Here is a 21,970-nt window from a genome sequence, read left to right as displayed (position 1 = left end):
GCATTACTCCTTTCTGGCTGTCATATAAATTTCAGCAAAGTTTTGCTCCTGCTCCACATCGATTTCTCTTCGTTTGATCAACTCAAGGATTGCCAGGAAGGTAACGACAATATGCTCCCGATCGGGTTCAGGGAATAACTCATTGAATTTTTTCTTCGTTCCATTTTCTTTCAAAAATGCCAAAATCTCGATCATTCTTTTTTCAATCGTTATTTCCTGCCGCATGATCTTGGTGGACATCGGTCTTTGAAGCTTTTTCCTCCTTAATAGCTTTTGAAAAGCACTTAACATATCATACAAAGAGACCTCAAGATCGACGTTTTCGTTCCTGCTATCCTTAGCATACTCAGATAGATCACATGGAGGTTTCGTATACATGAGTCCTCTTTCCTCTTCAAGCGACTTTAACTCACTGGCAGCCTCTTTGAACTTTTTATATTCAATCAATTTCTCGACAAGCTCGTTTCGAGGATCTTCTTCCTCACCGAATTCAAATTCCTCGTCTAGTTCCTCTTCATGATTTGGAAGCAGCATTTTGCTTTTGATTGCTAAAAGCGTTGCTGCCATTACCAGATACTCACTCGCGACATCCAACTGCAATTCCTTCATCGCATGAATATACCTCATATATTGTTCTATGATTTCTGCTACCGGGATATCGTAAATATCAATTTCCAAAGTTTGGATCAAGTGCAGAAGTAAATCCAACGGACCTTCAAAGGCCTCTATTTTTACGTTATATTGCATCATTTCTCACCAATATCCCTAATTTGAACTGCCCATCATTTTATAAGTATAGTAGATTCACCACCTGTTATCCATCCTAAAGTTAGAGAAACTACAGGAAGAAATCCTCAAACGCCCAAACCATTTTCTTTGATGCTGCATACGCTAAAAATGTATAGTAGGCTATTTCACTATTAGGAGGTATTTTACATGTCTGAAGGTAAAGGCTATGGCTACGGAGCGGGATTTGCTTTAATTGTCGTGCTTTTCATATTGCTGATCATCGTCGGAGCAGCTTGGTTATAAGAAGAACAAAAAGCGCAAGCGCCTTTTGAACAGCCCAGGGAACGTCCGGCAGTTGCCGGGCGTTTTCCTACCTTCATTGCTTTTTGATGCTACGAACAGGGAGAATTATGCTAAGCTATTGTTAATGATTGGGGGGATTTCATGACTAAGTATCCAGCATCCTATATACAATATCTCGTCCATTTCCATGGCGACAGGGATTACTTTGAATGCCATGAAATTTTGGAGGAATATTGGAAAGCTACAGACACCAACAATAAAAGATCGATCTGGGTTGCATTGATATTGCTGGCTGTATCCACTTATCACCATCGCCGGAAAAACTTTTCAGGGGCATTAAGAACTTTAAATAAGGCAATGGAAATTTTTTCTGCAGACAGGACGGCTATCCGCCTGTTAGGAATCGATCCTGAACGATTGAACGTAACTCTCGGGAAAAGAAAAAATAGGATACTCAACAAGATACCATATACTAGTTTCCAATTGCCGATAATTGACGCCGAACTGAAAAAACTTTGCCTTGAAGAATGCAAACAAAATGGCTTCACCTGGGGAAAAACTAGCGAAATGGACAATCTCGACTTGATCCACAGGCATTCAGCAAGGGATCGAAGCGAAATAATATCCGAACGAATAATGGCTTTAGAAGCAAGAAAGAACAGGTAATGTCTCTAAAAAAAGAAAAGGCAGGGATTTAGCATCCACTGCCTCCAATACTATGATCTTCCTTGCTGCATTTTTCAAAAAAAGATGCTGTTTCATCATTGGCGATTGTTGTCCATTCTGGGAACATCTCCTGCAAAGCATTGACCATGCGTCTTCCAATTCCTTGGTGTCGATGAGATGGGTTCACCGAAATGTGTTGAAGCTGCATCCTTTTATCCTCAGCGAAATGAACACCTAAAAGCCCGATGATGTCTTCGCCTTCCTTCCATAAGAACAGCTGCCACGACTCCTCTGTTTCATAATTCTTCATCGTCTGCTGCAATTTTTTTAAATCCTTCTCATTTGGCATGAAAGATAACAAGCCCATCGCAATCTTTTCAAATGCCTTTTTATAGCGAATTAACATACATATCCCTCATTGTGGTTTGACAGTAATAAATGATATCACTCTATTTTTTCCATTTTCCAACAGTTTTAAACCTTCGCCCCTCGTGGGCAAGCACTGTATATTCAAATGGTTTTTCCCATGTTGATATCATATGTTTTTCGGCATTTTTTGGTTCTTATCTAACTTGAACTGATATAATCATACATAATCTGTGCCGATACTTCAAATTTTTTCTCACCTATTGCCCTGGCACAATAAAAAACCAGTAATAGGCTCCCCAGCCAATAGATAATAATAGAATCAACAGAAATAACAGCCAGTTATTTTTTTTCATCTAGAACCTCCAATCTGTTTCTTTCTAAAACAGCTAATGGAAAGCTAAAAAAGCTGCGAAATGCAGCTTTTTTAGCTTTTGACCTTTTCTTTAAGCGGAAGATCTAATTTTACCATATCCTCATATGTTTCGCGGCGGACAATAAGGGTCTCTTTTGAATCCTCGAGAAATACGACTGCAGGTCTTGGGATTCGGTTATAATTGTTTGACATGGAATAGCCATATGCTCCCGTACAAAAAACAGCTAAAACATCTTGACTACCAGACTTTGGAAGCGGAAGATCCCAGATGAGCATATCCCCTGATTCACAGCATTTTCCGGCAATGGAAACTGTCTCCTCAGGTTGGTCCAGCACTCTATTTGCAAGCACAGCCTCGTATTTGGCTTGATACAATGCCGGACGAATATTGTCACTCATTCCGCCATCGATCGCGACATACTTGCGAACATTCGGAATATCTTTGCTTGAGCCTATTCGGTAAAGGGTGGTTCCAGCATCTCCAACAAGGGAGCGTCCTGGCTCAATCCAGATTTCCGGCAGCTTCATTGAATAAAGGGAAGCCTGCTTTTTCACCTCGGCAATGATTTCTTCTACATATTGTGCTGCTGGAATCGGGTCATCTTCATCCGTATACCGGATCCCAAATCCACCGCCAAGATTTAAGACAGTGGATTCGAAAGACATATCTTTTTTCCATTGCTGCAACTTTTCGAAGATTTTTTGAGTAGCAAGAATGAATCCTGTTGTTTCAAATATTTGGGAACCTATATGGCAATGCAATCCAAGCACCTCCATCAGGTTTGCTTCAAGAGCAAGGCGCATCGCCTCGTCAGCCTGTCCATTCTGTAAATCAAAGCCGAATTTAGAATCTTCCTGGCCTGTTAAAATATAGTCGTGAGTATGTGCTTCTATTCCTGGTGTCACTCGTAATAAAATTTTGGTAGTCTTGTTCTTTTCCTTACAAACTTCCTTCAGCATCTCAAGCTCATAAAAATTGTCGACCACTATGCAGCCAATATTGTGCTCGATCGCCATGACCAGCTCTTCATAGCTTTTATTATTTCCATGAAAATGAATTTTCTCCATCGGAAATCCAGCTGTTAGCGCAGTATACAATTCCCCGCCTGAAACGACATCAAGAGAGAGATGTTCTTCTGCAGCCAATTGCACCATCGCCACTGTTGAAAAAGCTTTGCTCGCATATGCTACTTGTGCTGTTATGCCCGCATTCTCAAAAGTTCTTTTAAAAGCTCTTGCGCGATCTCTGATCAAAGCTACATCATAAATATAAAGCGGAGTTCCATATTTTTCAGCCAATTGAACTGTATCCACACCGCCAATCTCCAAATGTCCCAGTTTGTTCGTTTTTGCCGTTCCATGAAATTGCATTTTATCTCCTCATCTCATGCCGAAATTGATCCTAAACGCTTTTCATTCCTTTAGTACCAAAAAGACAGCTCAGTTGATGAACTGTCTATTTGTTTTTCCCTTTATTTCTTTCGTAAATTAAAAACACTTTATCATAATTAACGGCAACGCGCAATCGTCCAGTCAAGAGTTCGTAGGCTGTTTGTAGCGATTTCTCGCATGAACAATACTAGGACGGATTTTTGAGCCAGGAACGGCCCTTCTGATCATTATTTGCATAAAAGCCATTGGATGGAAAGGGATAAATGGCCACAAGTAAGGAGTGTTCAACGATTTTATATGGGCTAAAAATAAGAGCCAAACTGTTGTGCCTATCATAAAACCTGGAACATGGAATATGGCTGTGACGATCAGCAGGAATACTCGTCCTATCTTGTTCGCAACACTCAGTTCATAACTAGGTGTGGCATAAGTACCTATTGAAGCTACAGCTACATAAAGGATTACTTCGGGTACAAACATACCGACATCAATGGCAATCTGTCCAATCAGGACGGCAGCGATTAAACCCATTGCTGTAGAAAGTGGTGTCGGCGTATGGATGGCAGCCATTCTCAGAAATTCAATGCCGATATCCGCCATCATGATCTGCAGGAAGACTGGTATATTGGAATCTTCATTAGGTCCAATGAAAGATATTTCTTTTGGCAGCAAGTCAGGATTCTGGACGAATAGATACCATAATGGCAAAAGGAGAATCGAGAGAAGGACGCCCAGGAATCTCACCCATCGTACCATTGTACCGACTGCCGGTGATTGTCGGTACTCTTCGGCATGTTGAAGATGATGAAAATAAGTTGTTGGCGTGATGATGACACTTGGGGAAGTGTCGACATAAATAAGAATATGTCCTTCGAGCAAATGGGTAGCGGCGACATCGGCTCTTTCTGTATACCTGACGAGCGGATAAGGATTATAGCCTTGCTTTACAAGGAATTCTTCAATTGTTTTATCAGCCATCGTAATCCCATCGATTTTAATCGTATTTAGTTCTTTTTTAATCGCATCAATCATTCCCGGATTGGCAATATCTTTAATATATCCCAAGGCAACATCCGCCTTAGACCTTTCGCCAATCTTCATCATCTCGAAACGAAGGTTTTCATCTCTGATCCTTCGTCGGGTTAACGCCGTATTAACGATGATATTTTCAACAAAACCATCACGCGACCCGCGAACTACCTTTTCTGTATCTGGTTCTTGTGGCTGTCTACCCGGATAACTTCTGACATCCACGACCAATCCGGTTGCTTCCCCTTCAACGATAATTACAATAAGACCGGTAAGGACCTGATCGACGAGTTCATCCATTGTTTTGATTTTTTCAACAGATTGATTGGTAATTCTGTTTTCAACTATTGCCTGTAAATGGGAAGAAAGCCTCTCATTGTCATTAATATCCACTAACTCTTCAAGCATTTGTACAATAAAGTTAGTATCACACAATCCGTTAACATAGTATAAGTGAACATTCCTTTTTAAAATCTTCAACTTCCGGACACCCAGATCAAAGCTAGTCCCGAGTCCAACCCTTTCTTTCATATATCGTTCAGCTTCGTCCAACGAAAGCGGGATTGGGTGCTTGTCATTTTTCTTTGGCATAGAATCCGCTCCTTTCTAGGATGATTTCCACTGCTTTCTTTGTGATAGGGGAACCTATTTTATAATGATCACGCCTGGCCATTTTGCCGATATCGCCTATGCCGATGATCAAAGGGACTGTGAGCTTGTCCAGACAATAGACTGTATCTCCATTAATCCTGCCCATTTCCAATTCCGGAAGTCCATGTTTATCGACCCCAAAGGGAGTGAGTTCCCCATCCCGATCGATGCAGAAATCCACTCGGCTCCATTCCTCCATATGTGTTTTCGAGGCTACTGCGAGAACACCGAGCACCTGGATGTCCTCATGCTCTGCTACATATTTAAGCGCCTTTTCTCCTGCTCCTTCTCCGAGATAGCCGCTATCATCAAACATGACCAGTACTGGGTCCTTGACGGCTTTTTTGATTAACTTTACGAGGTGAGGGCCAGAAAGGACGGATGGATTTCCTTGTGACAGAGAGATGCATCGTCCGTCAATATCGGCAGCTACTTGCTCAACAGCTCGCCGTGCATAATCATCACCATCTGTAATGAGAATAACCTTCCTTTTTTCGGCCATTATTTGCCGTCCTTTCTCGTACCTCTTTTTTTATCGTCCAACAAAGTATATCCAGTGAAACAATGAACCGAATACTTTCCCGAGCACAATAGCCATTAACAGCGTCTCGAGCTTATCATCGACACGAACCCTTTTTGCGAGAATCGGCAGCACGTTCAGTACCTCTGTTAACGCAGCGGCCATCATCCCGACAAATATGCCCCCAGTAAGTCCAAGCGGGATGGTAACATAAGGAGATAAGTGTAATTCAGGGTCCCTTAAACTACCTGCTGTTCCTAGCAAGGCACCAAAAACTACGGCCCATTCATACCAGGCGATCAGCTTCATCGTCTTTGTCAACTGCGTTAGCCTTGGAATTACTCCAAGAACGGATAAGAAAGCAACAAAACCCGCGCCAACTGCAAGCCCGCTAGCAAGACCAATCATGATAATGAACAAGATGTTAATCGTCATCAATATGTTTCACACTTTCCTTGTTTTCATACAAAATGACATATTGATCAAGCGATTGCTGATAATTAAACATTTCAACCTCGAGCGGACTTGGCTCTTCATTGAGGCGCTTTTTAAAAACATGGTTAAAAAACAGAATCATGCCAACACCAATGCCGATGGAATAAGGAATTTGGAATAATAGCGGCTTCTCGACTTCTTTCCCCGTCATGATAAAATAGAGCCTCTTATGCACCGTTTGCATGCTGACATCTTCGTGGAAATTCATGATCGTTAAGGCTGCTCCGAAAAATAGCAAAATCCAAACCAGGATGAAAAACGGGATCGACATCCCTTTCTTCTTGTAAATCACTTCAATAATTGTTTGGGCGGGCCCAATAGCTTGAACTTCATAATCTGGATAGATTGCTGTAATGAAATGAATGACCTTCATGACATCAATAATATGGATATGATCCTTAGGCGAGACCCTTTTTACTTCAAGCACTGTAAGGTCTTGATAGATAGTTTCGCTGGCTATGATCTGAGCAATATCCTTTAATAAAAGGATTTCCTCTGGCTTGACCTGCACACGATTCCGCATGCGGATATAAATCGTTTTTTCCATCAGAATCACTTCCAACACATTGATTTCCTCGTATATTTAGTATGTATTGCCGGGCGCTTTTCATGATGTCCAATAATTGGTTAAGCTGGGGTGCTTGATAGATCGGGGATTTTTATTTTAGTTGAGGCATTTGCCTGGATTGTTGGTGATACTTTTTCCGAAATATGGTTTTTCGGTGTACCAATTGGGGTTATTGGTGACTCACTTTTCCAGTTACTAGTGTTTCGGTGCTCCAATCGGGGTATTGGTGTACTGTTTTCCCAGTTACTGGTGTTTTAGTGATCCAATCAGCTCTATTGGTGTACTGTTTTCCCAGTTACTGGTGTTTTAGTGCTCCAATCGGGGTTATTGGTGACTCGAATTACCAGTTATTGGTGTTTTAATGCACCAATTGCCTTTATTGGTGTACTGTTTTCCCAGTTACTGGTGTTTTAGTGCACCAATCGCCTTTATTGGTGTACTGTTTTCCCAGTTACTGGTGTTTTAGTGCTCCAATCAGCTCTATTGGTGTACTGTTTTCCCAGTTACTGGTGTTTCAGTGCTCCAATCGGGGTTATTGGTGACTCGAATTACCAGTTACTGGTGTTTTAGTGCTTCAATCAGCTCTATTGGTGTACTGTTTTCCCAGTTACTGGTGTTTCAAGGCACCAATCAGCTCTATTGGTGACCTCTTTTTCCAAATTACGGTGTTTTAGGTCACCAATCGGCTGCATTGGTGACCTCTTTCTCTAAGATTCTCTGTTTTTGGTCACCAATCCGTCCAAATCAAGGAAATTAAATGTGGATTACAGAAAAAACAAAAAGCCATATGGATTCAAAGATCCATACGGCCTTTCATTTGCTGCAGTATTTTTTTTTCGAGCCGTGAAACTTGGACTTGAGAGATACCTAGCCGGACTGCGACTTCTGACTGAGTTTGATCTTTATAATACCGCAAATATACAATTAGCTTTTCCCGTTCTTCCAGTTCGTTTATAGCCTCTTTTAACGCAATTTTATCGAACCAGCGGCCTTCTTCCCCATTATCGATCTGGTCGAGCAGAGTAATGGGATCGCCGTCATTTTCATAGACAGTTTCATGGATGGAAGCGGGACTTCGGCTTGCCTCCTGGGCCATGACTACATCTTCTGGTGATAATTCGAGATAATCGGCGATTTCATTAACGGTAGGAACCCTGCCAAATGTTTTGGAAAGCTCGTCTTTTGCCTTCCTGATTTTATTGCCGGTCTCTTTAAGCGACCTGCTTACCTTTACGGACCCGTCATCTCTGATGAAACGCTGAATTTCACCAATGATCATTGGAACTGCATAGGTTGAAAATTTTACGTCGTACGACAGGTCAAATTTATCAACTGACTTTAAGAGGCCAATACTGCCAATTTGAAACAGATCATCTGGCTCATACCCTCTGTTGAGAAAACGCTGGACGACGGACCAGACGAGTCGCATGTTCTTCTGGACAATCAAATCCCTTGCAGCCTGGTCTCCTTGCTGGCTTCTCAAAATCAGTTCCTTGACTTCGTTGTCCTTAAGATAGGTTTGGCTATTGTCTTTTTTTACCTCCACATCCATCGGCAAAACTCCCTTAATTGCACAGTGCTTTGCTCTTTGACAGGTGCTTTTTCAAACGAATCTCTGTCCCAAAGCCGGGCTCTGATCTCACTTGTACTTCATCCATAAAATTTTCCATTATCGTAAAGCCCATACCTGACCGTTCCAGCTCTGGCTTTGATGTATAAAGTGGCTGCATGGCTTCATCGATATCGGTAATTCCTATTCCTTCATCTTTTATCAGCATTTCGATCGAACTATCCTTGAGTAATACAGAAATAAATACCTTTCCGTCTGGATCACTCTCATATCCATGGATGATCGCATTTGTTACCGCTTCAGATACGACTGTCTTGATTTCTGTCAATTCGTCCATTGTCGGATCCAGCTGCGCAATGAAGGCCGCGACGGTTACGCGGGCAAAGGATTCGTTTTGACTTAACGCACTAAAATACAAATTCATTTCATTCTTCATGGATCATGCAACCCCCAATCTCTCTAATGCAAATTCTTCCGTCGGATCAAGACGGATGATCTTGAATAAACCCGACATATCAAATAACCGTTTGATTGGCGGCGAGATTGCGCAAACAACCATTTCTCCATGAAGCTGTTTAATTTGTTTATATCTTCCCAAGATTACACCCAGTCCCGAACTATCCATAAAGGTGAGATGTTCGAGGTTCATGACAATATGGCGGATTCCTTCGTTCTCAATGGCTTTTGTTGCCTGCTCGCGAAGCTCGTCTGCGGTGTGATGATCCAATTCACCACTAATCCGAATTAGTAAGACATCCTGCTTCACTTTCATATCAATGTTAAGACTCACTATCCAAAGCCTCCTTATCTGGTATAGTGAGTCAATTTCTCCATTGATTCAGTCAATTCCTTCTTCCGAACAAAACTAGTGGCCATTCGCTAAAACTAGTTGGAATATTAGCCTTTTCGACACTGCCATTATTTTTCGCTTCCCGCCCTGGTGAACATTCCGAATGAACGCTTATACAGGGTCCACCAGCTTGCTTCTTTTACTTTGGTATCCGCTACAAGCGAGGTTTCCGCTACGGTTTCACCATTTTTCACAAGCTTCAAGGTTCCAACTTTGTCACCTTTTTCGACAGGAGCTTTCAGACTTTTGTTCAGTGTGATCTGCTGTTTGACGTCCTTAATGTCAGCTCCTTTTTTGGTAAGAAGGGATACACTCTCAGATGTGACCGCGTTAACTGTCTTTTTGTCCCCTTTGCTAATTACCGCTTTCCCTAGCGGGTGATCTTTCTTGAACATTGGATGTGTTTGATACTGGCTGAATGCATAGTCGAGCATTTTGGTCACTTGGGCATTCCTTGCCTTGGAGGTCGGGGCTCCGAACACGACTGCAATCGCACGCATGCCATCCTTTTGTGCGGTTGCTGTCAGACAATATTTCGCTTCATTAGTGAAGCCGGTTTTCAAGCCATCCACCCCCGGGTAAAAACGAACAAGCTTATTGGTGTTGACCAGCCAAAATTTCTTATCTGTATCCTCACGAAGATAATCTTCATACGCACCAGTATACTTGGTGATTTTTTCGTACTTTAGCAGTTCTTTTGCCATCATCGCCATATCATAGGAAGAGCTATAGTGGCCATCAACAGGCAAACCCGTTGTATTTTTAAAAAAAGTATCTTTCAAGCCAAGTTCCTTGACCTTCTCATTCATCATTTTCACGAATGCCTCTTCCGTCCCCCCGATGCGCTCAGCCATCGCGACCGCGGCATCGTTTCCTGAACCGATGGCGATCCCTTTTAGCAATTGCTCCACTGTCATTTCTTCTCCTGGTTCCAGGAAGATTTGTGAGCCTCCCATGGAAGCAGCGTATTCGCTTGCCCGGACTTTTTCGTCCATTTTCAGTCTTCCTTCATCCAGTGCTTCCATGATTAATAGCATTGTCATGATTTTTGTCATGCTGGCTGGCGGTAGCTTTTCATGACTATTCTTATCAAACAAGACTTGTCCGGTATCACGCTCAATTAAAATAGCGGAACTAGCATTGTTCGCCAGTCCTTGGTCTCCTTCATTCGCATATCCTTTTGGGGATATAAACGCAATGCCGATCATAAAAACAAGCAGGAAACTCGTAAGCTTTTTCAAATTCATGGCCATAACCCTCCTATCTTTATATGGTCTATTTTTATCCAAGCCATCCTCTTTTATACAAGCTTGGAAGATAAAACCTGAAATTTTTGCATAGAAAAAAGCGGAGAGTTTCCTCTCCGCTTTTTTACTCTGTTATTTCCTCATGAACAAGAATTGGTGGCGCTACATATCCGCTTGTGATTTTTATGCTTTCATACAGCTTTTCTTTGACTTGATTCACCTCTTCACTGTTGCTGTAGATGGTGAGAAGGGATTCTCCTTTTTCTACCTTGTCGCCAATTTTCTTTTTTAGCACAAGCCCTACTGCCAGATCAATTACCGATTCCTTCGTTGCCCTTCCTGCTCCAAGAAGCATGGCAGCAGTTCCTACTTCATCAGCGACAATTTCGGATACATAGCCTGCCGCTTTGGCTTCCAGTTCAAACTGATACTTTGCCTGCGGCAGTTTTTCCGGTTGGTCGACGACAGATGCATCCCCACCCTGCGATGCCAGGAATACTTTGAAGGTTTCAAGCGCTGTACCATTTCTGATAACTTCTTCCAGCTTGCTTCGTGCGTCTTCAAGAGACTCAGCCTTTCCAGCAAGGTAAACCATATGGCTTCCAAGCGTAAGGCAAAGCTCTGTTAAATCTTTAGGTCCCTCGCCCTTCATTGTATCGATTGCTTCTTTTACCTCCAGCGCATTCCCGATGGCAAAACCAAGCGGCTGACTCATATCAGAAATGACAGCCATCGTCCTACGGCCAACATTGTTTCCGATATTAACCATTGCTTTTGCCAGTTCACGTGAATCGTCCAGGGTTTTCATGAACGCGCCTGCTCCAGTCTTAACATCAAGAACAATCGCATCAGCTCCTGCGGCGATTTTCTTGCTCATAATGGAGCTTGCAATCAACGGGATGCTGTCGACTGTCGCAGTTACATCACGCAATGAATAAAGCTTTTTATCAGCAGGCGTAAGATTGCCGCTTTGTCCGATGATCGCAATCTTATTTTGATTAACAAGATGGATGAATTCTTCATTGTCTATTTCGACATGAAATCCTTGCACTGCTTCCAGCTTATCAATGGTCCCGCCTGTATGTCCGAGCCCTCTCCCTGACATTTTGGCAACCGGCACACCTAATGCTGCAACCAATGGACCTAGTACAAGCGTCGTTGTATCACCAACTCCACCTGTAGAGTGCTTATCGACTTTCACTCCTTCGATGGCAGAAAGATCAATCTGATCTCCCGACTTCACCATTGCCATCGTCAAGTCTGCTCGTTCTTTTTCGGTCATTCCTTGAAAGAAAATCGCCATCGTCAACGCGCTTACCTGATAGTCAGGAATACTGCCGTCTGTATAGCCGTCAATGAAAAATTGGATTTCTTCCGTTGATAATGCAAGTCCGTTCCGTTTTTTTTCGATTACATCGACCATTCTCATCTTTATCACCACTTATCATCATTTGCCGGAGAAATGTATTATTTTTGCCCGACTGTTTTTATAATTTCATGTACAAGCAACAGGAAGCTAGTCTTCACTTTTTCCGTTGTTTCCATTACTTCATCATGGCTTAATGGCTGATCAAGGATGCCTGCTGCCATATTTGAAATACAAGAAATCCCCAGTACTTCCAGTCCCGAATGATTTGCGACAATGACTTCCGGAACGGTAGACATTCCAACGGCGTCCCCGCCAAGCGTCCGAATCATTCTTACTTCAGCAGGTGTTTCATAGACAGGTCCAGGGTTACCAAAATATACGCCTTCTTTGATTGGAAGATTATTCTTCCGAGCAACTTCTTTTGCAACAGCTTGTAAATTTTTAGAGTAGGCTTCGCTCATATCCGGAAAGCGTACGCCAAATCGTAAATCATTCGGTCCGATCAACGGGTTTGTGCCCATATTGTTGATATGATCAGTAATAATCATCAAATCCCCTGGTTCGAAGGATTCATTCACTCCTCCAGCTGCGTTCGTAACAAGAAGCTTCTCCATCCCCAGTTCTTTCATGACACGCACTGGAAAAGTAATCTTTTCCATGCTGTAGCCTTCATAATAATGGAAGCGGCCCTGCATCGCAATGACTTCCATTCCGCCAAGCTGCCCACAAACTAATTGTCCTGCATGGCCTTCCACAGTTGAAACTGGAAAACCCGGGATTTCGCTGTAAGGAATCTTGACTGGGTTCAAAATGTCATCAGCCAAAACTCCAAGACCTGACCCGAGAATCAATCCAATACTAGGCTGCTGAGTTATTTTATCATTGATATAAGATGCTGCTGTTTGAATTTGACGATAGTCCATCCATTTTCCTCCTTAGTTCAATTCCTTCAGGAAGCTAGTGCCGTGCTCTGGCAATTTTACATGAAAGTTTTCTGCAATAGTTGCGCCAATGTCTGCAAATGTCTTACGGATCGGCAGTTCTTTTCCTACTTGCATCCCCTTTGAATAAACGAGGAGTGGCACATATTCGCGTGTGTGGTCCGTTCCGTGGTGAACAGGGTCATTCCCATGATCTGCGGTAATGATGAGCAGGTCATCTTCGGTTAATTTTTCAAATACTTCTGGCAGTCGTGCATCGTATTCTTCCAGCGCTTTCCCGTATCCTAGAGGGTCGCGCCGATGCCCGAACAGTGCATCGAAATCAACGAGGTTCAGGAAACTCAGTCCAGTGAAATCCTTGTCCAAAGTCTGGATCAGCTTATCCATTCCATCCATATTCGACACGGTACGCAGAGAGTCTGTTACCCCTTCCCCATCATAAATATCAGCTATTTTCCCAATGGCCAGCACGTCAAAGCCAGCGTCCTTTAATTCATTCATGACCGTTCTGCCAAACGGTTTAAGCGCGTAGTCATGTCGGTTGGAAGTACGTTTGAAATCACCTGGCTGGCCGAGGAAGGGTCTTGCGATGACTCTGCCGACCATATATTTTTCATCAAGTGTCAGTTCCCTGGCGATCTTGCAAATATCATACAACTCTTTGATCGGAACGATTTGTTCGTGAGCAGCAATCTGCAATACGGAGTCTGCTGACGTATAGACAATCAAAGCGCCTGTTTTCATATGTTCCTCGCCAAGTTCAACAAGAATTTCCGTCCCGCTTGCCGGCTTGTTGCCGATGATCTTTCTTCCAGTACGAGATTCCAGTTCAGCAATTAATTGCTCAGGAAATCCATCGGGAAAAACCTGAAAAGGGGTTTGAATGTTCAGACCCATGATCTCCCAGTGTCCTGTCATCGTATCTTTGCCGTTTGACGCCTCTTGCATCTTTGTATAGTACGCCATTGGTTTGGTAGCACGGCTGATCCCTTTGATCTCTTCGATATTGCTAAGTCCGAGCTTGCCCATATTCGGCATGTTCAGTCCGTTCATTTTTTCACCTATATGTCCAAGTGTGTGGGAACCTTTGTCACCGAACTTTTCAGCGTCCGGTGCCTCTCCAATCCCAACTGAATCCATCACAATTAAAAACACTCTTTTGTATGTATTTGACATCCTTTCTCCTCCTTACAAAGTAGGAATGGGTTCTTGCAGTTTTATATTACCCTTCTTTACTCTTGATAACCGTTTACATTTGTCGGAAGTCTGACATCTTGATTATACTAAAAATCCAGTAAAAAAAACAAGTTAAAAAGCACCCAAAAAAGAGGAGTCGTACCAGCATGTCAGTGAAGTGTATCTGTGACTCCTTACTCACTCTTCGGATAAAAGCCAAACTCAAATTCAACCCATCACCCTAGGCACGAGGATGGAATTTCGTATATACATCCTTCAATCTCATCTTTGTTACATGAGTATAGATTTGCGTCGTTGAAATATCAGCATGTCCCAACATTTCCTGGACTGCGCGAAGGTCTGCACCATTTTCAAGCAGATGAGTTGCAAAGGAATGCCGCAGCGTATGCGGTGTCAATTCTTTCTCGATCCCTGCTTCAGCTGTCAGCCGCTTGAGGATTTTCCAGAACCCTTGTCGTGTCAATCCTTTTCCATGATGGTTTAAGAATAAAGCGTCTTCCTTATATGTCTTCGCTTTCAGTTTTGGTCTTCCTTTTTCGAGATATTCTTCGATCGCATCCGAGGCTGTCTTTCCGATTGGAATAATTCTTTCCTTGCTCCCTTTGCCCATGCAACGGACAAATCCCATCGTCAGGTGCACATCGGACAATTGTAGTCCGATCAGTTCACTGACACGCATTCCCGTAGCGTACATCATCTCGAGCATTGCTTTGTCTCGATAGCCGAACGGGCCGGTAAGTTTCGGGCTTTCAAGCAGCGTCTCGACCTCCTCCATACTCAGCACATTAGGCAAAGAGCGTTCATGCTGGGGACTTTCGATATGGACAGTCGGATCATGGTCAACTGCCTTTTCCCGCAGGAGGAAATGATGGAAAGCCCGGATGGAAGCAATATGCCTGGCCAGCGTCTTCGAGGATTTACCACTGTCTTTTAAAAATTTAAGGAAATGAACAATCTGTGGTCGCTGAACTCCATTCAAATCTCCAAGCTGTTCCACGTTGTTCAAATAATGAATATAACTATTCAAATCGCGTTTATAGGCTATAATTGTATTTTTTGCTAGTCCCTTTTCAACAACGAGAAAATGGATAAAGTCATCCAACCTGTCTTCCATTTCTATTACTCTCCATTCAGATAAAACAGTTTCAGCCTATCAAGCATGCTTGTTTCATTTTTATTTAACGTGCCCGATACTTTGATCGCTGCTCCTTCCGGTGTGTCATACCGGTGATAACTTTCATATTCTTCGTTCACCCACATGATACCATAATAAAATAGAATCGTGCATCCAGTAAACAAAATGAATACTTTTAATGTATGCATAACCAATTCAAACCATGATTTCATTTTCTTGCCCCCATACTTGTTTTAACAGAGATATTCTCTGTTCATATGACTTATTTATTAATCTGTATGTCAATTTGGACAAGAATTATACCTGATAAATAAAAAACCCTTTCTCCATTGGAAAAAAGGGCGTTGAATTTATTCTGTTTCTGCCGTATTTTTCTCTTGGCATCTATAACAAATGCCATGGAAAGTCAAGCGGTGGTCTTTAATCTTAAAGTTCCAGTCTCGTTCCACAATTTCTTCTACGTCTTCCAGAAGATCATCCTGAATTTCATCTACAGCTCCGCACTCAATGCAGACAAGGTGATGATGGAAATGGGCGGCGCCTTCCTGGCGGAGATCATATCGGGACACACCATCCCCGAAATTGATTTTATCTACAATTTTCAGTTCAGTTAGCAGTTCAAGTGTTCGATATACTGTCGCCAGTCCGATTTCAGGAGATTTCTCTTTGACAAGCAAATAAACATCTTCCGCACTCAAGTGGTCTTCTTCATGTTCAAGCAATACGCGAACGGTAGACTCGCGTTGCGGCGTTAATTTATAGCTGGACGAATGCAGCTGTTTCTTGATTCTCTCGATTCTGTTTTCCATTTCGATAGTTCTCACTCCCCCGCCACTGTTCTTTTATTATATCAGAACGGAAAGGAGATTCAAAATAAAATAATTACAATGAAGAAACAATAACTATTGTCATTTAATATTCATTTTAATTTAATGAATTGATAACTGCCTTCAATGCTGCCGGAGATAAATATGCCTCGATTGCTGCTGCCATCGCCAGAAAGACGAGTGCTGCTAGAAAGGAAAAGATATACCTAAAAAAGGAAGGCATGATCGGCTGGCTGATTTTTTTCATGAATTGATTCTTGATCATTTTTAAAGAAAATGTCACTGCCATCGCTGCAGTAATAATAAAAACCGGGATAATGATGAAGTTTTGCGGGAGGATCGATACAAAAGACAGCAAGAAACCGTCCCACTGCATTTGATTTACGAGAAATCCGACGGTAAAACCAACCACCATCCCTTTCATAAATAAAAGGACCAGGATAACTGGCAGGCCAATGATCGAAACTCCTAAAATCCATATTAGGCCAATGAACTTGCCATTATGCATAAAGCTTTGTAAAAATAAATCCCTTCCATCCGCTACTTTACCGGAAGCAGCCTGTCCAAAAAACTGGGAAAGATAATAGAATAAATCTTCCTTTTGCGTGAAACTAAGACTATTCACAATCACTGCCCCAAAGATGACCCCCATCAGAAAAAGGACAATGACAAAAAGATAAATAGAGGAATATTCTCGTAAATGATTTACTGCGACGTCCTGGTACCTTCGTTTCTTCATCTCTTTTCCTCCTGCATATTGATTACTACCATCATATGCAGTTACCGAGGAAGAAGAACTAAATAAAATCTGTGTACTATTTTCAAGTGACTATTTATTTACCCAATTTCTCTTGCAGTTGCAAGTATTGAACGGCATATGCTGTTTTTGCATCATAAATTTTTTGTTCCGTTATCAGCTGCGCCGCTTCTTCCAGACTCACTTCCATCAAATTGACAAATTCGTCCTCGTCGGCTGCTGCTGGATTGTCTTTTTTCACGAGCCCAGTTGCCTTATAGATATGAATAATTTCATCGGCGAAGCCTGGAGAGGTATAGAAGGAAATCAGCCAATCCATGCTGGCACATTCATAACCAGTTTCTTCTTCCAGCTCTCGGGCAGCACATATCTCGGGTTTTTCACCAGCCTCTAGCTTGCCGGCCGGTATTTCGATAATCGTCCTTTCAAGAGCCTTTCTGTATTGTTCGACCATGACAATTTTATTGTCAGCAGTAACCGGAATCACAGCCACCGCCCCTGGATGCTTGACGATTTCGCGTTGAGATGTTTTCCCGTTCGGCAATTCTACCTCATCTACCTGTAGGCTAATGACTTTTCCTGTAAAGATTTTTTTTGTTTTCAATGTTTTTTCTTCAAGAGATTTCATTCGAGTTCCCCCCTGTTCTAATCCAATATCAAACGCTCATACAATTTTACCATACTTATTTGAGAGGAGTATGGCAATGAAAGTGTACGTGCACGGTCAAGGGATCACGATTGCTGGAAAAGCGTGGGAAATTAAAGCGATTTTAAAAGAGTACGGCAAACAGCATGTCCTGGTGAAAGACTGGCTGAAAACAGTTCATCAGCCAGTGGGCCGTTCTGATTAGTTGAATTCACACCTCCCCTTCCGATAAAATGGAGGTATTATTCATACAACGGAGGGATGGAATGGAAAAACGGCAATTAGGCTCATCTGGATTATTTGTTAGTGAAATCGGGCTTGGCTGCATGTCACTTGGTACAAATTCCGCCAAGGCACAGGCTGTGGTTGAAGCTGCCCTCGAGGAAGGGATCAATTATTTTGACACCGCCGATTTATACGACTTTGGAGAAAATGAAAAGATCGTCGGACAGGCACTTCGGACTGTCAGAGACCAGGTTGTCATTGCCACTAAAGCCGGAAATCGCTGGACCGAGACAAGGGACAGCTGGACATGGGATCCCTCAAAAAAACATATCAAAGAGGCAGTCAAACAAAGCCTGAAAAGATTGAATACCGATTATATCGATCTCTATCAGCTTCACGGAGGAACGCTTGAGGATCCAATTGACGAAACAATTGAGGCTTTCGAAGAGTTAACAGCTGAAGGCTTTATAAAGCATTATGGTATTTCCTCCATCAGACCGAATGTCATTCGTGCGTATGCCCAAAATTCCAATATTGTCTCCGTCATGATGCAATACAGCATGCTTGACAGACGTCCGGAAGAAGAAGTGCTCCCTTTTCTTGATGAAAAAGGGATCAGCGTTGTTACCCGAGGAACGGTAGCGAAAGGGATGCTGAGCGACAGGCTGTTGGAAAAGGTGCCCTCCAACGGGTATCTTGATTATAGCTATGGTGAATTAACGAAAATATTGCCGCTACTGAAAGAAAAACTGGCTTCTTCCCATACTCTTACAGAAGCAGCGATTCAATATAATCTAGCAGATCCGGCTATTGCCTCGATTGTCGTCGGGGCAAGCAGCCCAGAGCAAATAAAAGAAACTGCGCGGGCGGCAAGCGCCAATCCACTTTCTGCGGAAGAAATTCATTTGATTAAAACGCTCACGAAAGCCAATTCTTATGATCAGCATCGATAGTCAGCAAGTTGGGGACATATTCGCCGAGTATGTCCTTTTTTGCCTTAGCGTTTCTCACTGGCTAAGACAGCATCAGCAGAATGGTATAAGCTCCCATTCCAGCCGCGAACGCCCAAAAATTGCTTTCCCGCTCCTCAGGAAGCTCCTCCTTCATGACATTCAAAATGATTCCACCTGCGAGTAAAGCAAATAAAACCGCAATGATGTTTTCATTGACCTCCACCATGATTCCGATGGCCCATCCAGCGATGATCGCTCCCGCCAGCAGCCATCTACCGATTCTGTCGTAAACCTCCTTATGTATCTCCCTGAGAGAATGGTCACTTGTGATGAAGTGGACGCCAAGGGCGAAGAAGTACAAAAGCAGGCCTTTGATGGATCCCTGTTCTCCATGCAGCAATAGATAGCCGATCAACCCGTTGTAAAGGAAAAAGGACGTTATATGAATCCAGAACACGCCTGTTGATGCGTGGTTTAAATTATTCTCTTTCTGCTGCTTTTTCTTTGATCTTTTTGCCATGCGCTCCATTCCGTAAAAAAAGGCCAACCCAAGCATTGCAACAATATAGGTATGGTTTTCAAAGAACTTGAGCGCTTCTGTTTGAATATTACGATCGAGGATCTCGATATGTTTATTTAATTCAGGGAGCAGATGGATGAAAACATATGCCACGGAAATGCCACCGGCAGCTGAGAGCAACTTGCTTCTTGGTACATTCCCAAGAAACGGCAAATATCTGGAAAATAGATGAATGGCAACGAAGCCTGCTGCCAGTAAAAAAGTTGTGAAGACCACAAAACCTTCCCCTTTGCTATTTTTACTTAATTTGCCCCATAGCATCGGAAGCAAAACATGCTTCAGAATGGCCTCCAGCGTTTCGCTTTTTCCTCGAGCTCCATAATCGTTGGAGCTTTGGTCTCCATATATGATTCGATATCATTTTTATGTTTCCGGGCTGCCTCTTCCTTTACGCGCGCATATTCTCCCGCTTCTTTTGAATGAAACCTTAAATAGTCACGGAAAACAAGATGCCTGTATATCTGATCGCTGCCTTTTTCGAACGCGTGCAGATGCACTTTCCGAATACCGTTCTCATCGACTTTTTGGAAATACCGCCTCTCCTGAATTCCGTTTTCTCCCATGGCAGCGTATCCAGCAGCTTCAAGCGCCGGTGTTGCTTCTTCTACTAATTCGAGGCTATTTGCAGCCAGCATGATGTCGATAATTGGCTTTGCGCTTAAACCTGGGACAGATGTACTGCCGATATGGTAGATCTCTGCCCCATTCCAGTTAAAAATTTCGCCAATTAGCTGCTTCTCCTGTTCAAAAAGTGCTGGCCATTCGGTACGATATGCCACCACTTCTACTCTTCGTTTTGTCATTTAAACTTATTCCAATCCATGTCGCTTTCAGACAGAAGTTCTTCAAACGATTTGTTTTTCTCTTTTTGACGCTTTTCTTCCTTCTTTCGCTGCAATTCAGCCTGCTTCTGCTTTTCTTCCTCTTCCTTTAGCTGCAGTTGCTGGGCTTTTAGTTTCTGCATGATATCCTGGTTCAGCAGGTCCCCTAATGTTGCCGGTTTTTCGTCTTTTTTAACTGGCTGCTGGCGTTTTTGTTTTTTCTTCACTTATGGATCCCTCGGTTCTATGCATTTTAAAGTTTGGCTCCTTTGCAAAGCCGTTTAGTTAAAAGATTATACCATCTATAAAGAAGGAACGCCCAATTTAAAGGCGTTCCTGGTGGTCAATATGCGTCCAGTTTTACCGCGTCATCCACCTGCAGTTCTGGTTGCGTTGATTGAATTACCTCTTCGACTGTGTAGCCTGTTGCTACTTCAACGAGCTTCAGACCGAATGGCGTCACGTCGATCACCGCCATGTCGGTGATGATTCTGTTTACCACATTTTTCCCTGTCAGTGGCAGACTGCATTCCTTGAGGATTTTCGCTTCCCCGTTCTTGTTTACATGCTCCATGATGACGATGATTTTCCGCGCACCGTGGACTAGATCCATTGCGCCTCCCATTCCTTTGATCATCTTCCCTGGAATCATCCAGTTTGCAAGATCACCAGCTTCAGAGACTTCCATGCCACCAAGGATGGCGATATTGATATGCCCTCCGCGAATCATTGCAAAAGATTCAGCAGAGTCAAAATAAGCTGATCCCGGAATGGCGGTGACCGTTTCCTTTCCGGCATTGATCAGATCAGGATCAACGTTTTCTTCTGTTGGGTAAGGTCCGATTCCCAGCAGTCCGTTTTCCGACTGGAGAACGACCTGTTTATCTTCAGAAAGGAAGTTTGCTACAAGTGTTGGCATCCCAATCCCAAGGTTTACGTAAAAGCCGTTCTCGATTTCTTTTTCCGCCCGGCGCGCGATTTTTTCCCGGACATTCCCTTTGTTCTTAATCATATTCCTTCCCCTTTCATGGTCAGCCAGAGTTAACTTCTCACTGTAAGCCTTTCAATCCTCTTCTCCTGATTGCCCTCAATCAGTGTCTGAACGTAAATGCTTGGAGTATGGATACTGTTTGGTTCCAATTCGCCCACTTCATAAAGATTCTCTACTTCGGCAATCGTGACCCTTCCGGCTGCTGCAATCATCGGATTGAAGTTCCTTGCCGTTTTATGGTATACAAGATTGCCCATTTTATCGCCCTTCCACGCTCTGACTATACTGAAGTCTGCTGTCAGTGATTCTTCAAGAAGATACTCCTTGCCATTGAACATGCGGGTTTCTTTTCCATCGGCGATTGGCGTTCCTACACCCGCCGGCGTGTAGAAAGCCGGAATACCGGCACCACCGGCCCTAATTTTCTCCGCAAGCGTGCCCTGTGGAATCAATTCAACCTCGATTTCGCCAGAGAGTACTTGACGCTCGAATTCTTTGTTTTCGCCCACATAGGAACCTACCATTTTTTTGATCTGCTTATTTTTAAGCAGCAGGCCAAGCCCCCAATCGTCGACGCCGCAGTTATTCGAAATGACGGTCAAGTCTTTTACACCTTTTTCAACGAGCGCGAGGATTGCGTTTTCAGGAATCCCGCAGAGACCGAAACCGCCAACCATTAAGGTTGCTCCATCATGGATATCCGCTACGGCGTCTTGAAAGGATGTGCAAATTCTTTTCATCGTTTTTCCCCCTCGTATATTATGTT

28 protein-coding genes are annotated in these 21,970 nt (G+C 43.0%); 4 read left to right on the top strand and 24 right to left on the bottom strand.

Translation table 11 applies throughout. The features are described 5' to 3' along the window. Positions 1-3 precede the first annotated feature (3 nt). Complete coding sequence (locus tag UB32_RS12945) at positions 4-747, bottom strand: segregation/condensation protein A (RefSeq protein ID WP_044394369.1); 744 nt, start codon at positions 745-747, stop codon at positions 4-6. 189 nt (positions 748-936) lie between these two features. On the opposite strand from UB32_RS12945, the gene UB32_RS19520 reads away from it, so the two are divergent. Further along, the gene (locus tag UB32_RS19520; protein ID WP_084221836.1) at positions 937-1,032 is read left to right on the top strand and encodes a YjcZ family sporulation protein; all 96 of its coding nucleotides are present in this window, start codon (positions 937-939) and stop codon (positions 1,030-1,032) included. Between the two features lie 141 nt (positions 1,033-1,173). After that, positions 1,174-1,698, top strand: coding sequence for a DUF309 domain-containing protein (locus UB32_RS12940; protein WP_044394368.1), 525 nt, complete (start codon positions 1,174-1,176; stop codon positions 1,696-1,698). 28 nt (positions 1,699-1,726) lie between these two features. On the opposite strand, the gene UB32_RS12935 is transcribed toward UB32_RS12940, so the two are convergent. The 18 genes from UB32_RS12935 to UB32_RS12850 form a co-directional block, all read right to left on the bottom strand. Continuing rightward, on the bottom strand, positions 1,727-2,104 hold the full coding sequence (locus tag UB32_RS12935) for a GNAT family N-acetyltransferase (protein WP_044394367.1): 378 nt from the start codon (positions 2,102-2,104) through the stop codon (positions 1,727-1,729). A gap of 387 nt (positions 2,105-2,491) precedes the next feature. Further along, on the bottom strand, positions 2,492-3,811 hold the full coding sequence (gene lysA, locus UB32_RS12930; protein WP_044394365.1) for a diaminopimelate decarboxylase: 1,320 nt from the start codon (positions 3,809-3,811) through the stop codon (positions 2,492-2,494). Between the two features lie 162 nt (positions 3,812-3,973). Then, entirely contained in the window at positions 3,974-5,452 is a 1,479-nt protein-coding gene (locus UB32_RS12925; RefSeq protein ID WP_044394364.1) for a spore germination protein, read from the bottom strand. Further along, a complete protein-coding gene (locus UB32_RS12920) occupies positions 5,436-6,014 on the bottom strand; it encodes a stage V sporulation protein AE (protein ID WP_044394363.1) in 579 nt (192 codons plus the stop codon). The genes UB32_RS12925 and UB32_RS12920 overlap by 17 nt, the downstream gene beginning before the upstream one ends. A gap of 30 nt (positions 6,015-6,044) precedes the next feature. Continuing rightward, positions 6,045-6,467, bottom strand: a complete 423-nt coding sequence (locus tag UB32_RS12915) for a stage V sporulation protein AB (RefSeq protein WP_044394362.1) — start codon at positions 6,465-6,467, stop codon at positions 6,045-6,047. Beyond that, entirely contained in the window at positions 6,457-7,074 is a 618-nt protein-coding gene (locus UB32_RS12910; protein WP_044394386.1) for a stage V sporulation protein AA, read from the bottom strand. Before UB32_RS12910 ends, UB32_RS12915 begins: the two co-directional genes overlap by 11 nt. Before the next feature lie 814 nt (positions 7,075-7,888). Beyond that, positions 7,889-8,647, bottom strand: a complete 759-nt coding sequence (gene sigF / locus UB32_RS12905) for an RNA polymerase sporulation sigma factor SigF (RefSeq protein ID WP_044394361.1) — start codon at positions 8,645-8,647, stop codon at positions 7,889-7,891. 13 nt (positions 8,648-8,660) lie between these two features. Further along, positions 8,661-9,101 (bottom strand): anti-sigma F factor, encoded by a 441-nt coding sequence (gene spoIIAB, locus UB32_RS12900; protein WP_044394359.1) that lies wholly within the window; start codon positions 9,099-9,101, stop codon positions 8,661-8,663. Positions 9,102-9,104: 3 nt separating this feature from the next. Continuing rightward, a complete protein-coding gene (spoIIAA, locus tag UB32_RS12895; protein ID WP_044394358.1) occupies positions 9,105-9,455 on the bottom strand; it encodes an anti-sigma F factor antagonist in 351 nt (116 codons plus the stop codon). 128 nt (positions 9,456-9,583) lie between these two features. Further along, complete coding sequence (locus UB32_RS12890) at positions 9,584-10,756, bottom strand: D-alanyl-D-alanine carboxypeptidase family protein (RefSeq protein ID WP_044394385.1); 1,173 nt, start codon at positions 10,754-10,756, stop codon at positions 9,584-9,586. A 130-nt stretch (positions 10,757-10,886) separates the two neighbouring features. Beyond that, entirely contained in the window at positions 10,887-12,191 is a 1,305-nt protein-coding gene (locus UB32_RS12885; RefSeq protein WP_044394357.1) for a pyrimidine-nucleoside phosphorylase, read from the bottom strand. 38 nt (positions 12,192-12,229) lie between these two features. Beyond that, positions 12,230-13,054 carry a purine-nucleoside phosphorylase gene (locus UB32_RS12880; RefSeq protein ID WP_044394356.1) on the bottom strand — a complete coding sequence of 275 codons (825 nt, stop codon included), beginning with the start codon at positions 13,052-13,054 and terminating at the stop codon, positions 12,230-12,232. Between the two features lie 12 nt (positions 13,055-13,066). Then, on the bottom strand, positions 13,067-14,248 hold the full coding sequence (gene deoB, locus UB32_RS12875) for a phosphopentomutase (protein ID WP_044394355.1): 1,182 nt from the start codon (positions 14,246-14,248) through the stop codon (positions 13,067-13,069). A gap of 241 nt (positions 14,249-14,489) precedes the next feature. Continuing rightward, positions 14,490-15,383, bottom strand: a complete 894-nt coding sequence (gene xerD / locus UB32_RS12870) for a site-specific tyrosine recombinase XerD (RefSeq protein WP_044394354.1) — start codon at positions 15,381-15,383, stop codon at positions 14,490-14,492. A 5-nt stretch (positions 15,384-15,388) separates the two neighbouring features. Next, positions 15,389-15,616: a YqzK family protein gene (locus UB32_RS12865; protein WP_044394353.1), complete on the bottom strand. Its 228-nt coding sequence runs from the start codon at positions 15,614-15,616 to the stop codon at positions 15,389-15,391. A gap of 138 nt (positions 15,617-15,754) precedes the next feature. Beyond that, positions 15,755-16,213, bottom strand: a complete 459-nt coding sequence (locus UB32_RS12860; protein WP_044394352.1) for a Fur family transcriptional regulator — start codon at positions 16,211-16,213, stop codon at positions 15,755-15,757. 115 nt (positions 16,214-16,328) lie between these two features. Then, a complete protein-coding gene (gene spoIIM / locus UB32_RS12855) occupies positions 16,329-16,970 on the bottom strand; it encodes a stage II sporulation protein M (protein ID WP_044394351.1) in 642 nt (213 codons plus the stop codon). A 94-nt stretch (positions 16,971-17,064) separates the two neighbouring features. Further along, a complete protein-coding gene (locus tag UB32_RS12850; RefSeq protein WP_044394350.1) occupies positions 17,065-17,616 on the bottom strand; it encodes an NUDIX hydrolase in 552 nt (183 codons plus the stop codon). A 76-nt stretch (positions 17,617-17,692) separates the two neighbouring features. On the opposite strand from UB32_RS12850, the gene mciZ reads away from it, so the two are divergent. Continuing rightward, positions 17,693-17,839: a Z-ring formation inhibitor MciZ gene (gene mciZ, locus UB32_RS19515; RefSeq protein WP_084221835.1), complete on the top strand. Its 147-nt coding sequence runs from the start codon at positions 17,693-17,695 to the stop codon at positions 17,837-17,839. Between the two features lie 61 nt (positions 17,840-17,900). Beyond that, entirely contained in the window at positions 17,901-18,812 is a 912-nt protein-coding gene (locus tag UB32_RS12845; RefSeq protein ID WP_044394349.1) for an aldo/keto reductase, read from the top strand. 61 nt (positions 18,813-18,873) lie between these two features. On the opposite strand, the gene UB32_RS12840 is transcribed toward UB32_RS12845, so the two are convergent. From UB32_RS12840 to UB32_RS12820, 5 genes are all read right to left on the bottom strand, one after another. Beyond that, positions 18,874-19,608 (bottom strand): hypothetical protein, encoded by a 735-nt coding sequence (locus UB32_RS12840; RefSeq protein WP_198528199.1) that lies wholly within the window; start codon positions 19,606-19,608, stop codon positions 18,874-18,876. 62 nt (positions 19,609-19,670) lie between these two features. Continuing rightward, positions 19,671-20,195 carry a GrpB family protein gene (locus tag UB32_RS12835; RefSeq protein WP_044394347.1) on the bottom strand — a complete coding sequence of 175 codons (525 nt, stop codon included), beginning with the start codon at positions 20,193-20,195 and terminating at the stop codon, positions 19,671-19,673. Further along, positions 20,192-20,440: a YqkE family protein gene (locus UB32_RS12830; protein ID WP_044394346.1), complete on the bottom strand. Its 249-nt coding sequence runs from the start codon at positions 20,438-20,440 to the stop codon at positions 20,192-20,194. Before UB32_RS12830 ends, UB32_RS12835 begins: the two co-directional genes overlap by 4 nt. Positions 20,441-20,556: 116 nt before the next feature. After that, complete coding sequence (locus UB32_RS12825; RefSeq protein WP_044394344.1) at positions 20,557-21,225, bottom strand: CoA transferase subunit B; 669 nt, start codon at positions 21,223-21,225, stop codon at positions 20,557-20,559. A 29-nt stretch (positions 21,226-21,254) separates the two neighbouring features. After that, a complete protein-coding gene (locus UB32_RS12820; RefSeq protein ID WP_044394384.1) occupies positions 21,255-21,944 on the bottom strand; it encodes a CoA transferase subunit A in 690 nt (229 codons plus the stop codon). Positions 21,945-21,970 lie beyond the last annotated feature (26 nt).

It is taken from the genome of Mesobacillus subterraneus, assembly GCF_000934845.1.
GTDB classification, from domain to species: domain Bacteria; phylum Bacillota; class Bacilli; order Bacillales; family Cytobacillaceae; genus Mesobacillus; species Mesobacillus stamsii.
The sequence above is the reverse complement of the archived record's forward strand: the minus strand, read 5'-3'. Positions and strand labels throughout refer to the sequence as shown.

Excerpts from the sequence above, each read along its gene's own strand:
- UB32_RS12945 (WP_044394369.1), bottom strand. The coding sequence starts at position 747 with ATGCAATATAACGTAAAAATAGAGGCCTTTGAAGGTCCGTTGGATTTA.
- UB32_RS19520 (WP_084221836.1), top strand. The coding sequence starts at position 937 with ATGTCTGAAGGTAAAGGCTATGGCTACGGAGCGGGATTTGCTTTAATT.
- UB32_RS12940 (WP_044394368.1), top strand. The coding sequence starts at position 1,174 with ATGACTAAGTATCCAGCATCCTATATACAATATCTCGTCCATTTCCAT.
- UB32_RS12935 (WP_044394367.1), bottom strand. The coding sequence starts at position 2,104 with ATGTTAATTCGCTATAAAAAGGCATTTGAAAAGATTGCGATGGGCTTG.
- lysA (WP_044394365.1), bottom strand. The coding sequence starts at position 3,811 with ATGCAATTTCATGGAACGGCAAAAACGAACAAACTGGGACATTTGGAG.
- UB32_RS12925 (WP_044394364.1), bottom strand. The coding sequence starts at position 5,452 with ATGCCAAAGAAAAATGACAAGCACCCAATCCCGCTTTCGTTGGACGAA.
- UB32_RS12920 (WP_044394363.1), bottom strand. The coding sequence starts at position 6,014 with ATGGCCGAAAAAAGGAAGGTTATTCTCATTACAGATGGTGATGATTAT.
- UB32_RS12915 (WP_044394362.1), bottom strand. The coding sequence starts at position 6,467 with ATGACGATTAACATCTTGTTCATTATCATGATTGGTCTTGCTAGCGGG.
- UB32_RS12910 (WP_044394386.1), bottom strand. The coding sequence starts at position 7,074 with ATGGAAAAAACGATTTATATCCGCATGCGGAATCGTGTGCAGGTCAAG.
- sigF (WP_044394361.1), bottom strand. The coding sequence starts at position 8,647 with ATGGATGTGGAGGTAAAAAAAGACAATAGCCAAACCTATCTTAAGGAC.
- spoIIAB (WP_044394359.1), bottom strand. The coding sequence starts at position 9,101 with ATGAAGAATGAAATGAATTTGTATTTTAGTGCGTTAAGTCAAAACGAA.
- UB32_RS12885 (WP_044394357.1), bottom strand. The coding sequence starts at position 12,191 with ATGAGAATGGTCGATGTAATCGAAAAAAAACGGAACGGACTTGCATTA.
- UB32_RS12880 (WP_044394356.1), bottom strand. The coding sequence starts at position 13,054 with ATGGACTATCGTCAAATTCAAACAGCAGCATCTTATATCAATGATAAA.
- deoB (WP_044394355.1), bottom strand. The coding sequence starts at position 14,248 with ATGTCAAATACATACAAAAGAGTGTTTTTAATTGTGATGGATTCAGTT.
- xerD (WP_044394354.1), bottom strand. The coding sequence starts at position 15,383 with ATGGAAGACAGGTTGGATGACTTTATCCATTTTCTCGTTGTTGAAAAG.
- UB32_RS12865 (WP_044394353.1), bottom strand. The coding sequence starts at position 15,616 with ATGAAATCATGGTTTGAATTGGTTATGCATACATTAAAAGTATTCATT.
- UB32_RS12860 (WP_044394352.1), bottom strand. The coding sequence starts at position 16,213 with ATGGAAAACAGAATCGAGAGAATCAAGAAACAGCTGCATTCGTCCAGC.
- spoIIM (WP_044394351.1), bottom strand. The coding sequence starts at position 16,970 with ATGAAGAAACGAAGGTACCAGGACGTCGCAGTAAATCATTTACGAGAA.
- UB32_RS12850 (WP_044394350.1), bottom strand. The coding sequence starts at position 17,616 with ATGAAATCTCTTGAAGAAAAAACATTGAAAACAAAAAAAATCTTTACA.
- mciZ (WP_084221835.1), top strand. The coding sequence starts at position 17,693 with ATGAAAGTGTACGTGCACGGTCAAGGGATCACGATTGCTGGAAAAGCG.
- UB32_RS12845 (WP_044394349.1), top strand. The coding sequence starts at position 17,901 with ATGGAAAAACGGCAATTAGGCTCATCTGGATTATTTGTTAGTGAAATC.
- UB32_RS12835 (WP_044394347.1), bottom strand. The coding sequence starts at position 20,195 with ATGACAAAACGAAGAGTAGAAGTGGTGGCATATCGTACCGAATGGCCA.
- UB32_RS12825 (WP_044394344.1), bottom strand. The coding sequence starts at position 21,225 with ATGATTAAGAACAAAGGGAATGTCCGGGAAAAAATCGCGCGCCGGGCG.
- UB32_RS12820 (WP_044394384.1), bottom strand. The coding sequence starts at position 21,944 with ATGAAAAGAATTTGCACATCCTTTCAAGACGCCGTAGCGGATATCCAT.